Here is a 12866-nt window from a genome sequence, read left to right on the forward strand (position 1 = left end):
CGCTCAACCGTTCAACCCATTCATTCGCCGTCATGGACGTTTCCCGTATCCGGACCCTGCGTGGTCCCAATCTCTGGAGCCGCCACACCTGCATTGAGGCCATCGTGGCTTGCGAAGCGGACGAGCTCGATCTCGATGCGCTCCCCGGCTTCGAGCGGCGGCTGCGCGAACTCTTCCCTGCGGTCGGTGCGTTGCAGCCGAGCAATCCGCAGGAGCACCTTTCGCTCGCCCATGTGCTCGCCGATGTGGCGCTGGCCTTGCAGGCCCAGGCCGGTTGCCCGGTGACTTTTCGCCGTGTCGCAGCCACCCTGGAAACCGGGGTGTTCCAGGTGGTGGCGCAGTACAGCGAGGAAGTGGTGGGACGGCTGGCTTTTGACCTGGCGCGCGAGCTCCTCGATGCGGTGCGCGCCGGTGAGCCGCAGGGCTTCGATGTGGAGGCCGCCATCACCCGGCTGCGTGTGCTCGACGAAGACGTTCGCCTGGGCCCGAGCACCGGCTGCATCGTGGATGCCGCTGTGGCGCGAAACATTCCCTACCGGCGCCTGACGTCGGGCAGTCTGGTGCAACTGGGCTGGGGCTCGCGGCAGCGGCGCATCTGGGCCGCCGAGGTCGACAGCACCAGTGCGGTGTCCGAATCGATCGCGCAGGACAAGGACCTTAGCAAGAAGCTGCTGGCCGCAGCCGGCGTGCCGGTGCCCGAAGGCCGCCCGGTGAGCGACGAGAGCGATGCGTGGGCAGCGGCGCAGGAAATCGGCCTGCCGGTGGTCGTCAAGCCGCAGGACGGCAACCAGGGCAAGGGCGTGACGGTGAACATTGTGTCGCGCGATCACCTGGAAGTGGCGTTTCGCGCCGCCGCCGAGCACGGCGAGGTGATGGTCGAGAAGTACCTGCCCGGCAGCGATTTCCGCATGCTCGTCGTGGGGGACCGCGTGGTCGCCGCATCGCGCCGCGATCCGCCGCACGTCATTGGCGATGGCGAACACACGGTGAGCGAACTGGTTGACCTCGTCAACGCCGATCCTCGTCGGGGCGAAGGCCACGCCACGTCGCTCACCAAGATCCGGTTCGACGACATCGCACGTGCTCGCCTGGGCGTGCAGGGCCTCACACCCGAATCGGTGCCCGAGATGGGGCGGCGCGTCGTGCTGCGCAACAACGCCAACCTGAGCACGGGCGGCACGGCCACCGACGTGACCGACGACCTGCATCCTGACGTGGCCGCCCGGTCGGTCGCCGCCGCTCAGACCGTGGGGCTGGACATCTGCGGTGTCGACGTGGTTTGCGAGAGCGTGCACGTGCCACTGGAGAAGCAGAGTGGAGGCGTGGTCGAGGTAAACGCCGCACCCGGCCTGCGCATGCACCTCTCACCCTCGTACGGCAAAGGCCGGCCGGTGGGTGAAGCGGTGGTGGCGCACATGTTCGAACCGGGTGACGACGGCCGCATTCCCGTGATCGCGGTCACCGGCACGAACGGCAAGACCACCACGACGCGCCTGATCGCGCACCTCATGGCCACCAGCGGCAAGCGCGTGGGCATGACCAACACCGATGGCGTGTACGTCGACGGCCGCCAGATCGACAGCGGCGATTGTTCCGGTCCCAAGAGCGCGCGCAACGTGCTGCTGCACCCTGACGTGGACGCGGCCGTGCTCGAAACCGCACGTGGCGGCATGCTGCGCGAAGGCCTGGGTTTTGATCAGTGCAGCGTGGCGGTGGTGACCAACGTCGGTGCAGGCGACCACCTCGGCCTGAACTACATCACCACGGTCGAGGACCTCGCGGTGCTCAAGCGCGTGATCGTGATGAACGTGGCACCTACCGGCTATGCCGTGCTCAACGCGGCAGATCCCATCGTGGCAGCGATGGCGGCCAAGTGCACGGGTGGGGTGGTGTTTTTTGCCCAGGAACACGATCACCCCGTGCTGGCGGCACACCGAGTCCAGGGGCGTCGCACCATCTGCATCGAGGGTGACCGAATCGTCGTCGCCGAAGGAAGCTGGCGGGTGCAGATTCCGCTGCAGGGCGTGCCGATCACGCGCGGCGGCACCATCGGTTTCCAGAAGGACAACGTCATGGCCGCCATTGGCGCTGCCTGGTGCACAGGGCTCGATTGGGACACCATCGCGCGAGGCCTGGCCACCTTCTCCAACGACGCCGACAACGCGCCCGGTCGTTTCAACGTGATGGACTACCGAGGCGCCACCGTGATCGCCGATTACGGCCACAACCCGGATGCCATGCGGGCGCTGGTCGAGGCGGTGAAGGCCATGCCGGCGCGCCGCCGCAGCGTGGTCATCAGTGGCGCAGGCGACCGGCGCGACGAAGACATCCGCGAACAGACCGCGATTCTGGGCACCGCCTTCGACGAGGTGCTGCTGTTCCAGGACGCCTGCCAGCGCGGGCGAGAAGACGGCGAAGTGCTCACCCTGCTGCGCCAGGGCCTCCAGGGCGCCAGCCGCACGCGCGAGGTGCTGGAGATCCGCGGCGAGTTCATCGCCATCGACACGGCGCTGGAGCGCTTGCGCCCCGGCGACCTGTGCCTGATCCTGGTCGACCAGGTCGAAGAGGCGCTGGCCCATCTGGCCTCGCGCATTCGCGAAGGCGAGGCGCAGCCCGTCGCTTCAGACCACTGAAGCCGCGGCGTCGGGCAGGCGGATGCGCAGCAGGGCGCGCACGAAGCCGTGGTCGCTGCGGCTGCGGTCCCGGCCCTCGAAGAGGTGATCGTTGAACACCTCCACACGTCGCACATCGCCCAGGGTGCGGCGACTCGTCGCCACAAACTCCTCGCTCACCAGCACCTGGTCCAGCACCTCGGGATAGCCCTGGTGGATGTGCGAGTAAGCCACGTCACGACGCAACGCGGCTTCACCCTGCACATCCCAGGCGCTGAACAGCGCGTGATCGTTCGCGCCCTTGTCGTAAGCCACCTGCGATGTGGCGGCAATGAGCTGGGTGGTCACACTGTGCGGGCTGTCGTTGAGGTCGCCCATGAGCACCAGTGGGGTGCGCGTCTGGTGCAGCAGTTCCACCACTTTCAGGCGCAAGGCCAGCGCTTCACCGGCACGCATGATGAGTGATCGCAGCGATGCCAGCGCCTGCACGGCCGGGTCTGCCGTGTCCTCATTGATCTTTCCTTCTGAATCTTCGAGAAACTTCGGCCGTTTGCTCTTGAGGTGAGCCGTGATCACACACAACGGCTGGCCATGCCTGAGGCGCAGGTGGGCAATCAGCGGAGCGCGCTCGAAGCGTGTGTGAAGCCCGAGGCCCGGCACCTGAACCACAGCGGCCACTGGAAAGTCGGCCATCGACTGCAGGGACTCCACCTTGAGCCGCGTGACGATGCCCACGCGCGGCGTGCCTTGCGCGCCATGCTGGCCAGGCCCGTTTTCCGCACCGGGCACGGCGACCACGCCGTATTGCAGACCGCTGCGCGCCACTGCGGCGCGCAGGGCCAGTTCGTCCCAGACTTCCTGCACCGCGATCACGTCGGCATTGAGCGCCTTGAAGCGGTCACCCAGCCAGTCCACCTTGCGGTCGAACTCGTTCTGGGTATAGGGCTCCTGCCCGTCGTAGAAATGGCGGCCGGGTTGTGCCAGGTTGAGCACGTTGCAGGTAGCCACCATGAGGGTGGCCCAACGCGGCAACGCCCCATGGCCTGCGGGGGCCAGCGGGGCGCTGGAAGGAAGCGGTGTGAGGTCAGGCTGCATGACCTCACTGTAGTTCAGCGAATCCTGCCGTAGTTGGTGCGCAGCGGGTCGGCAGGGCCACCGCCGTTGCCACGTTGACCACCGCCGCCCTTGCCTTTGCCACCACGGTTGCCGGTGCGCATGGCATCGATGCTGGTGCGCAGCGGGTCGGGCTGGCCGCCCGGGTTGGCCGCACGGGGACGCGGTTCCTTGATGCGCAGGCTGCCCAGGTGGGCGTTGGGGCCCGGCTGGCGCTCGGCGCCGGGTTCACGGTCCTCGCGCGGGCCGCGGTCTTCACGGGGACCACGGTCTTCGCGCGGCGGACGGTCGGCATGCTGACGCGGCGGGCGCTGGCCTTGCGGGCCATTTCGGTTGCCACCATGGCGCTGCTGGCCACCACCGTTGCCGCCTCCGTTGCCACGGCGGCCTTCGCCGCGTGGGCCGTCGGCCTGGGCGCTGTCACCACTGGCAGGGCGGTGGCGCTGGCCACCGCCATTACCGCGTCCCTGGCTCGGATCACTGGCCTTCTTTTCACGCACGCGCTGCAGCATCTCGGTGCGCGCGGCCTTGGCGGCAGCGGCCATCACCTCGCGGCTCGGTGGCTTGCCGGCACCGCCCCAGATGGTCTGGCGTCCCATGGCGATGGGTTCGGCCTTCTCGCCGGGTTCGGGCATGAATTCGGGGAACATCTGCACCGGAATCTGCTGCTTGGTGAAGCGCTCGATATCCATCATGAAGCCTTCTTCGTCCAGGCTCACGAGGTTGACGGCTTCGCCACTGTTGCCGGCGCGGCCCGTGCGGCCGATGCGGTGCACGTAGTCTTCGCAGACGTTGGGGATCTCGTAGTTCACCACGTGCGGCAGTTCGTCGATGTCGATGCCGCGCGCCGCAATGTCGGTGGCCACCAGGGCGCGGATTTCGCCGCTCTTGAAGCCAGCCAGCGCCTGGGTGCGGGCACCCTGGCTCTTGTTGCCGTGCAGCGCCATGGCGTGGATGCCGTTCTTGGTGAGGTACTCGGCGACGTTGTTGGCGCCGAACTTGGTGCGCGTGAACACCAGCACCTGGCTCCAGTTGTGCTGGTTGATGATGTGTGCCAGCAGGGCCTTCTTCTTGCCGCGACCCACGGGGTGAATCACCTGGGTGATGCGCTGCACCGTGGTGTTGCGCGGGGTCACCTGGATGTGCAGCGGATCCTTGAGCAGGGCGCTGGCGAGGTCACGGATCTCGTCGCTGAAGGTGGCGGAGAACAGCAGGCTCTGCTTGTCCCGTGGCACCAGCGCCAGGATCTTCTTCACATCGTGGATGAAGCCCATGTCGAGCATGCGGTCGGCCTCGTCGAGCACGAGCATCTGCACGGTGGACAGGTCCAGGAAGCCTTGCTGCTGCAGGTCGAGCAGGCGGCCGGGCGTCGCCACCAGGATGTCGACGCCGCGCTTCATCGCGTTGATCTGCGGGTTCATGCCGACGCCACCGAAGACGACGGTGGAGGTCAGCGAGAGGTGCTTGCCATAGACCCGCACCGATTCTTCGACCTGTGCCGCGAGTTCGCGCGTAGGGGTGAGCACCAGTGCGCGGATGCCGATGCCGCCAAAGCGGCTCTTGGCACGCTCGGAGGCGGCCAGTCGATGCAGCATGGGCAGCGTGAAGGCAGCGGTCTTGCCGGTGCCAGTCTGGGCGCCGCCGAGGAGGTCGCGCCCGGCCAGGATGGCCGGAATGGCCTCGACCTGGATGGGGGTGGGTGTTTCGTAACCGTGTTCGCGCACTGCTTGCACGATGGCCGGGGCCAGGTTCAGATCGTCAAAGGTCATGTTGTGATGAGGCGCCCGTCCAGGGCGCTGGGGGCATCGGCCACTCCGGTTGCCATTGCCAGGTTGGCAGCGGCGCCCGGTCAGTCTGGGGCAGATGGATTCAGGAAGTTGGTGGCCGCAAGCGTTTTGCGCACACCCCAGCCAAGCGCTGGTGCCGGACCAACTGAAGTGCCCGACAGGCCGTATTGTCGCATGCGCGGATAATCATGGGTTTGGCGCCGGTTCCCGGCGCAGATTTCAGGCAAAAAATCCCATGGCTCAATACGTCTTTTCCATGAACCGGGTCGGCAAGATCGTGCCGCCCAAGCGCCAGATCCTCAAGGACATCTCGCTCTCGTTCTTCCCCGGTGCCAAGATCGGTGTGCTCGGCACCAACGGCTCGGGCAAGTCCACGCTGCTCAAGATCATGGCCGGCATCGACAAGGAGATCGAGGGCGAAGCGATCCCGATGCCGGGCATTCGCATCGGCTACCTGCCGCAGGAACCGCAGCTCGACCCCGAGCAGAACGTGCGCGAGGCCGTCGAGGCCAGCATGAGCGGCGTGCGCGCCGCCCAGAAGCGGCTGGACGAGGTGTACGCGGCCTATGCCGAGGAAGACGCCGACTTCGATGCGCTGGCCGCCGAACAGGCCCAGCTCGAAGCCATCATCGCCACCTCGGGCACCGACGGTGAGCACCAGCTGGAAATCGCCGCCGACGCGCTGCGCCTCCCGCCCTGGGACGCCAAGGTGGGCGTGCTTTCCGGCGGTGAGAAGCGCCGCGTGGCGCTGTGCTGCCTGTTGCTGTCCAAACCCGACATGCTGCTGCTCGACGAACCGACCAACCATTTGGACGCCGAATCCGTGGACTGGCTGGAGCAGTTCCTTGCGCGCTTCCCTGGCACCGTGGTGGCCATCACCCACGATCGCTACTTCCTGGACAACGCGGCCGAGTGGATTCTCGAACTCGACCGGGGCCATGGCATTCCGTACAAGGGCAACTACTCCACCTGGCTGGAGCAGAAGGAAGCCCGCCTGGAGCAGGAGCAGCGCACCGAGGACGCCCGCACCAAGGCCATGAAGAAGGAACTCGAGTGGGTGCGCCAGAACCCCAAGGGCCGCCAGGCCAAGAGCAAGGCGCGTCTGGCCCGCTTCGAAGAGTTGAGCGACGTCGAATACCAGAAGCGCAACGAAACCAACGAAATCTTCATTCCCGTGGCCGAGCGCCTGGGCAACGAGGTGTTCGAGTTCAAGAACGTCAGCAAGTCGTTCGGCGACCGCCTGCTGATCGACAACCTGAGCTTCCAGATTCCGGCCGGTGCCATCGTCGGCATCATCGGTCCGAACGGCGCGGGCAAGTCCACGCTGTTCAAGCTCATCAGTGGCAAGGAACAGCCGGACACCGGTGAGGTGAAGATCGGCCAGACCGTGAAGATGGCCTTTGTCGACCAGAGCCGCGAAGGCCTGGACGGCGACAAGACCGTGTGGGAAGACATCTCGGGTGGCCTGGACATGATCACCGTGGGCAAGTTCCAGATGCCCAGCCGCGCCTACTGCGGCCGTTTCAACTTCTCGGGCGGCGACCAGCAGAAGCGCGTGGGCAGCCTTTCCGGTGGTGAACGCGGACGCCTGCACCTGGCCAAGACCCTGGCCGAAGGCGGCAACGTGCTGCTGCTGGACGAACCTTCGAACGACCTGGACGTGGAAACCCTGCGCGCGCTTGAAGACGCGCTGCTCGAGTTCGCCGGTTGCGCGCTGGTCATCAGCCACGATCGCTGGTTCCTCGATCGCATCGCCACCCACATCCTGGCCGCAGAGGGCGACAGCCAGTGGGTGTTCTTCAACGGCAACTATCAGGAATACGAGGCCGACAAGAAGAAGCGCCTGGGCGAAGAGGGCGCCAAACCCAAGCGCATGCGCTTCAAAGCCTTGAAGTGATGTCCGAGATCGAAGCCGCGACGCGCGAGTGGATCGAGAAGGCCGTCATCGGCCTGAACCTCTGCCCTTTCGCGCGGGCGGTGTACGTGAAGAACCAGGTGCGCATCGTGGTGAGTACAGCGCGCCACCTCGATGCCTTCCTCGACGACCTCGATCGTGAGCTCGACCTGCTGGTGAACACGCCGGCCGAAGAGATCGACACCACGCTGCTGGTGCATCCCTCGCTGTTCCCCGAGTTCGAGGTGTTCAACGACTTCCTCAACGTGGTGGACGACGTGGTGACCGAGCACGAACTCGACGGCGTGATCCAGGTGGCACCGTTCCACCCATTGTTCCAGTTCGAGGGCACTGAGCCCGACGACGTCACCAACTGCACCAACCGATCGCCGTTTCCCACATTGCATCTGTTGCGTGAAGAGAGCGTGGAGCGGGCCGTTGCCACGGAGGGCGGGGACGCCGAGGCCATCGTTGATCGCAACCTGACCACCTTGCGTCAGCTCGGCTTGTCCGGCTGGCAGGCGCTGTGGTCTAAAACCTGAACTGTCAGGTTTTACAGGTTTCTTTTCCCGGTTTGCCGTTGTAACCTGTTGGGCACAATGAGTGGCAAGACCCGTTCCCTTGATTGAAAGACCCCGTCTGCATGGACGCCCGCGATACACAGGCCTTTGACGATTGCCTGAAAGAAGCCTTGACACTCACCCGCGAGTGGATGCCGCGTTGGCTCACGCAATTGCAGACCGCGCTCAAGGACAAGGAGTCCTCCACCAGCCAGATGAGCGAGAAGCAGGGCCTGATCCAGGCCCGCAGCGCGCTGGAATCCCACCGTGATCGCATCGCCACCGATTTCCTTGCCTCGGCGGCCGAGGCGGTCGAGCAGGCGCTCCCACGGTCGGGCGGTGGCCCGCGCCGTGCCCGCTCGGTGAGCTTCGACGAGCTCGAGCTGATGGGCGACGACCAGGTCCAGGAAACGGTGGAACTGGCGCGCGTGCAGCAGGTGGTGCAGATGTCGGTGGACGAGGAGCAGCTCGCACTCACGGCGCTGCTGTCCACGGCGCAAGGATACGAACTCGTCAACGCCGATGCCAACCCGCTGCGTGCGGAAATCGTGGTGGCTGCCTTGATGAAGACGCTCAAGGGCCTGCCGGTTGAACCTGCTGTTCGTGCACGCTGGCTGCAGGCAGGCGCACTGGCCCTGGGCAGCGAACTGAGGAACATGTACCTTCAACTGGGCATGTTGCTGAGCCAGGCGGGCATCGAGCCGGCGGCCTATGCGGTGATCCAGGCCCCTGAGAGCCGCCCCGTCCCGAACCCGAATGCGAAGCCCGGTTCGAACACCGGCGCGGCCCAGGCCCGTGCGGATGCCGACACGGAGCACGAGGTGCTGGGCAGCGACGCGCTGCTCACGCTCGACCACCTTCACCAGTTGCTGGTGGGCAATCTGGACCAGAGCGGCGATGCGCCAAGCGACCAGGGCGCATCGGGCTCGGGCAACGCCATGGTGCGCACCCTGGCCAGCGAGGTCGTCTCGCTCATGCTCAAGCGCATCGCTTCCGACGAACGACTGCTGCCACCGGTTCGCGAGATGCTGCAGGAGATGAAGCCCGCGCTCTTGCAACTGGCGCGCGCGGAACCCCGCTTCTTTGCCGACCGCCAGAACCCCGCGCGGCGCATGCTCGATGCCATCACGGAGCGCAGCCTGGCCTTCACCAGCGAGCAGGATCGGGGCTATGGCCCCTTCTCTGGCCAGGTGCGCAACATCCTGAAGGCCCTGAAGACACCAGGGCCTGACATTTCCGAACGCCTGGAGCAATTGCTCGAGGACTTGAACCGCTCGCAGGCCGAGGCGGTGGCACCGGCGCAGGTGCAGGCGCGCGGCCTGGCCGTGCAGACGCTGGTGCGCGTGGAGCAGCGCAATCTGCTGGCAGAGCGGGTGGCAGCCGAGATCCGCAGCCGCAACGATTTCGAGAAATCTCCCGGCGTGGTGCGCCGTTTTCTCACCAGCGCGTGGTCGCAGGTGATCGCACAGGCGCGGCTGGAGGTGTCGGAGACGCCCTCGATCAAGCCGGCGGATTCACCCGCCTTTCGCTACACCGAACTGTTGCCCGACCTGCTGTGGTCGAGCCAGCTGGCCCTGGCCAGCCTGAACCGGCCCCGGTTGGTGAAGATCATCCCCACGGTGCTGCGCACCCTGCGCGAAGGCCTGGATTCGATCGAATACCCGCGCGAGCAGACCGAGGCTTTCTTCCAGGCCCTGATGGGGTTGCACGAGGCGGCTTACAAGACGCAGCGCAATGAGCCGCCGGTGGAGGACGACCCACCGAGTGTTCAACCGGAGATGGACGACGAGCCCTGGATGCAGCGCACCGAAGCCCGCAATTCCTGCCTGATGGAAGACGTGTTCCTGGATTCGCCTCTGACCTCCACGCAGCCCGCTTTCCTCGAGACCCGGCCGATGCAGCGAGACTGGGCCGACCTCAAGGTCGAGCTGGCGGGCCAGCAGGCGTCCAACCTGCCGGTGGGCACCTGGGTCGACATTGCGCAGGATGGCCATGCGGTGCGCTGGCAGATCACCTGGGCCAGCCCGCACGGCACGCTCTTCCTGTTCACGGGCGCCAATGGCCGCTCGCTGTCGATGACCAAGCGCGGTCTCGATCGGCTGCAGGAGCAGAACCGCCTGCGCGTGGTGGCCGACCACGGCGTGGTGGACGAGGCGCTTGACGAGGTAGCCCGTCAGGCCTGGCTCAACTCCGCCAAAACGGATGGCCTCTAGGCCTTTCTCAGCAGTTTCTTGCGCACCAGGTGGATGTTGTTGCGCAACGCGTAGAGCTCATCGGTGTACGACAGGGGCACCACGATCTTCTCCACCTTTCCTTCCATGGCATCGAGCTGTTCCAGCAGGTCGGGCGCACTGGCGCTGCCGCTTTCGTGGCGCTGCTCCACGTCCCGCAGCTCGGCGTACCAGCGGAACACGCGTGAGCGGATGCGAAAGGCGTAGAGCGGGGGCACGATGCGAGAGAGCGGCAGAGCCAGCACGATGATCAGGCCCATGGCCAGCCACACGCGTTCGATCAGGTTGGCCAGCCAGAACGGCAGGTAGCGTTGCAGGAAAGGCGGGCCGTTCTTGATGGCGCGTTGCGCTTCGGACGAAATGGGTACCTCGCTGTGTTCCAGATTGGGGTACTCGCGCGCCCGGCTGAACCAACTGGCACCGCCATGCAGCTGGGTGGCGGTCTGCGCGAAGAGTTGCAGGATGGCCGGATGCGTGTGGCTTCGAGCGAGCAGGCTGGTGGTGGAGGCCACCAGTCGCACGTTGCGTGCCGGAATGTTGTTGGCCAGGTCCACCACGCCCTGTGGCATCAGCACCGGTGTGAGGTAGCCGAAACGGCGTGAGTAGGCTTCGCTCTGCGCAAAGTCCAGCAGCCTGATGCCCGGGGTCTGCAGCAGCATCTGCACCATCAGCGATTCGGGTGCCGAGGCGAACACCACGGCGTCCAGCTCACCGTTGAGGAAGGCCACGGTGGCCGGCGTCTGCTCGAGCCGGCTCAACTGCAGCTGGCCGGGCTCGATGCGATTGACGTCGAGCAGGGTGTTGAACAGGCGTGGCACGCCGCTGCCCGGGGTGCCGACGTTGACGCGCCAGCCCTTGAGTTCGGAGAGGCTCCGGACCACCGGTTCCTTGCGCAGCCGCCGAGCGGCATCTTCACGGTAGAACAGCCACAGCGGCTCCACGAACAGGCTGCCGAGGGAGGTCAGCGTGTCTTCTTCGTCGTAGCCGATGTCGGCGGTACCGCCTTGCACGAAGCCGAGATCGGCTTCGCCGGTGCGCAGCTTCTCCAGGTTGTCCGAAGAGCCTTCGGTGGTCAGCAATTCGACCTGGATGCCGTAGCGCGCCAGCGACTCGGCATAGCGCTTGCCGAATTCCTCATAGGCACTCTGGGCCGGGCCGGTGGCCAGCACCACGCGCTCGGGTGGGTTGGGGTTGAGCCACCAGTAGGTCAGGACCAGCAGGGCGATGGTGAGCAGTGCGAAGGGCCCGGCGGACAACAGCATCTCTCGCAGGGACAGCAGGGTGTAGCGCAGGGTCTTGGGCATGGCGCGACATTAGCATGCCGTCCAGCGAAAACACCCGCCCAGCGCGGTGGCGAGGCGAGGCCGGATGTTTCAGACTGTGTCGGTCCTCAAGGCGCCGGAGCGATGCTCATCACCGTGTAGGCACCCTGTATCTTGTCGGCGGTGAAGTGCACCTTGTCACCCGTTTTCACCCCGCTGAGCAGGGCCGGATCGCTCACCTGAAACACCATGGTCATGGGTGGCATGTCCAGGTTCGGGATGTCGCGGTGCTTGAGTGTGATCTTGCCCGCGCGCACGTCGACCTTGCGGACTTCGGCCTCGACGGCGGGCAGGCCGCGTGCATCACCCGACGTCGGCTTGAAACCACTGCTGGCGTTGCCTGGGTAGTGTTGGTAGACATGCGCACTGCCATCGCGCAACACCATCACCACGTCGTAGGTGTCGCGCCGGTCACCATAGATGGGTCCGTCCATACCGGGGCTGCCCACTGGCATGCCGGGCACCGCCAGGCCAATGGCTTGAGGCTTCTCAGCCAGCAGACGGCGGATTTCGCGCGTGCTCACATGCCCTTCGATCACATAGCCGGCGATCAGGCCGGTGTGGCAGGAGCCGTACTTGTCAGGCAGGCCCAGACGCTTGCGCACCGCGGTGTTGCCGGTGTCGAACACCTGGACCACAAAGCCATCCTTCCTGAGGAGATCCACCCAGTCGTTGCAGCAACCGCAGTTGGGGTCTTTCCAGACTTGCAGCGCAGGAAGAGCGGGCGGGGCGGATCGGGCCAGCACCGCCGGGTCGGAGAGCAGCAGGCCGAGTGCGAGGGTGAGAAGGTTTCGTCTTTGCATGGTGGTGTGCTCCGGGTTCAGGGTCGGGCTTTGACGCGGATGGTGCCGCGCATGCCGGCCTCGAAGTGGCCGGCGATCAGGCAGGCGAACTCGAACTCGCCGGCCCGGTTGAAGGTCCAGACGATATCGCCACGGCGCCCCGGCGGCACATGGGCCATGTAGGGTTCGTCGTGTTCCATGCCCGGGTGTTTCTTCATCATCTCCGCATGCGCCTTCAGCTCTTCGCTGGTGCCGAGCACGATCTCGTGCATGAGCCTGCCCTGGTTCACCGCGCGCAGGCGCAGCGTCTCGCCCTCGCGAACTTCCAGGTGGTTGGGCGAGAGCTTCATGTCATCGGTCATGCGGATCTCCACCGTGCGCGTGGCTTCACGCGGCTCGGCGGCAATGCCCCAGGGTTTTTGCTCCTTCACCACCGTGGTGCTGGGGGAGCCATGCCGTTCACCATGGGCGCGGGCGGCGTGGGCGGCCAGCGTCCATGGCAAAGCGAGCAGGGCGAGCTGGAAATGGCGGCGGGATGTGTTCGGGGTTTTCATGAGCGTGTCCA

General features: G+C 65.9%; 9 protein-coding genes and 1 pseudogene. 4 read left to right on the forward strand and 6 right to left on the reverse strand.

The annotated features are described in order from the left end of the window. Positions 1-32: 32 nt before the first annotated feature. Positions 33-2633, forward strand: a complete 2601-nt coding sequence (gene cphA, locus ACTIF6_RS10085; protein ID WP_439587842.1) for a cyanophycin synthetase — start codon at positions 33-35, stop codon at positions 2631-2633. On the opposite strand, the gene ACTIF6_RS10090 is transcribed toward cphA, so the two are convergent. After that, positions 2622-3623 (reverse strand): endonuclease/exonuclease/phosphatase family protein, encoded by a 1002-nt coding sequence (locus ACTIF6_RS10090; RefSeq protein WP_439588031.1) that lies wholly within the window; start codon positions 3621-3623, stop codon positions 2622-2624. The two genes, cphA and ACTIF6_RS10090, sit on opposite strands and share 12 nt — an antisense overlap. Positions 3624-3721: 98 nt before the next feature. Next, a complete protein-coding gene (locus tag ACTIF6_RS10095) occupies positions 3722-5494 on the reverse strand; it encodes a DEAD/DEAH box helicase (protein WP_439587843.1) in 1773 nt (590 codons plus the stop codon). A gap of 253 nt (positions 5495-5747) precedes the next feature. On the opposite strand from ACTIF6_RS10095, the gene ettA reads away from it, so the two are divergent. The 3 genes from ettA (at position 5748) to ACTIF6_RS10110 (ending at position 10179) form a co-directional block, all read left to right on the forward strand. Next, entirely contained in the window at positions 5748-7409 is a 1662-nt protein-coding gene (gene ettA, locus ACTIF6_RS10100; protein ID WP_439587844.1) for an energy-dependent translational throttle protein EttA, read from the forward strand. Beyond that, positions 7409-7948, forward strand: a complete 540-nt coding sequence (locus tag ACTIF6_RS10105; RefSeq protein WP_439587845.1) for a DUF1415 domain-containing protein — start codon at positions 7409-7411, stop codon at positions 7946-7948. The genes ettA and ACTIF6_RS10105 overlap by 1 nt, the downstream gene beginning before the upstream one ends. Before the next feature lie 101 nt (positions 7949-8049). Beyond that, positions 8050-10179 (forward strand): DUF1631 family protein, encoded by a 2130-nt coding sequence (locus ACTIF6_RS10110; protein WP_439587846.1) that lies wholly within the window; start codon positions 8050-8052, stop codon positions 10177-10179. Here the strand turns inward: ACTIF6_RS10110 and ACTIF6_RS10115 are convergent. The 4 genes and pseudogenes from ACTIF6_RS10115 to ACTIF6_RS10130 form a co-directional block, all read right to left on the reverse strand. Further along, positions 10176-11501: a TAXI family TRAP transporter solute-binding subunit gene (locus tag ACTIF6_RS10115; protein ID WP_439587847.1), complete on the reverse strand. Its 1326-nt coding sequence runs from the start codon at positions 11499-11501 to the stop codon at positions 10176-10178. The genes ACTIF6_RS10110 and ACTIF6_RS10115 overlap by 4 nt on opposite strands. Before the next feature lie 86 nt (positions 11502-11587). Then, a complete protein-coding gene (locus tag ACTIF6_RS10120) occupies positions 11588-11776 on the reverse strand; it encodes a copper-binding protein (RefSeq protein WP_439588032.1) in 189 nt (62 codons plus the stop codon). A gap of 87 nt (positions 11777-11863) precedes the next feature. Next, positions 11864-12322: pseudogene (locus ACTIF6_RS10125) on the reverse strand (DUF411 domain-containing protein); the annotation flags it as partial. Positions 12323-12339: 17 nt separating this feature from the next. After that, entirely contained in the window at positions 12340-12855 is a 516-nt protein-coding gene (locus ACTIF6_RS10130; RefSeq protein ID WP_439587848.1) for a cupredoxin domain-containing protein, read from the reverse strand. Positions 12856-12866 lie beyond the last annotated feature (11 nt).

The organism is Hydrogenophaga sp. (assembly GCF_051860785.1).
Taxonomy (GTDB): Bacteria; Pseudomonadota; Gammaproteobacteria; order Burkholderiales; family Burkholderiaceae_C; genus Hydrogenophaga.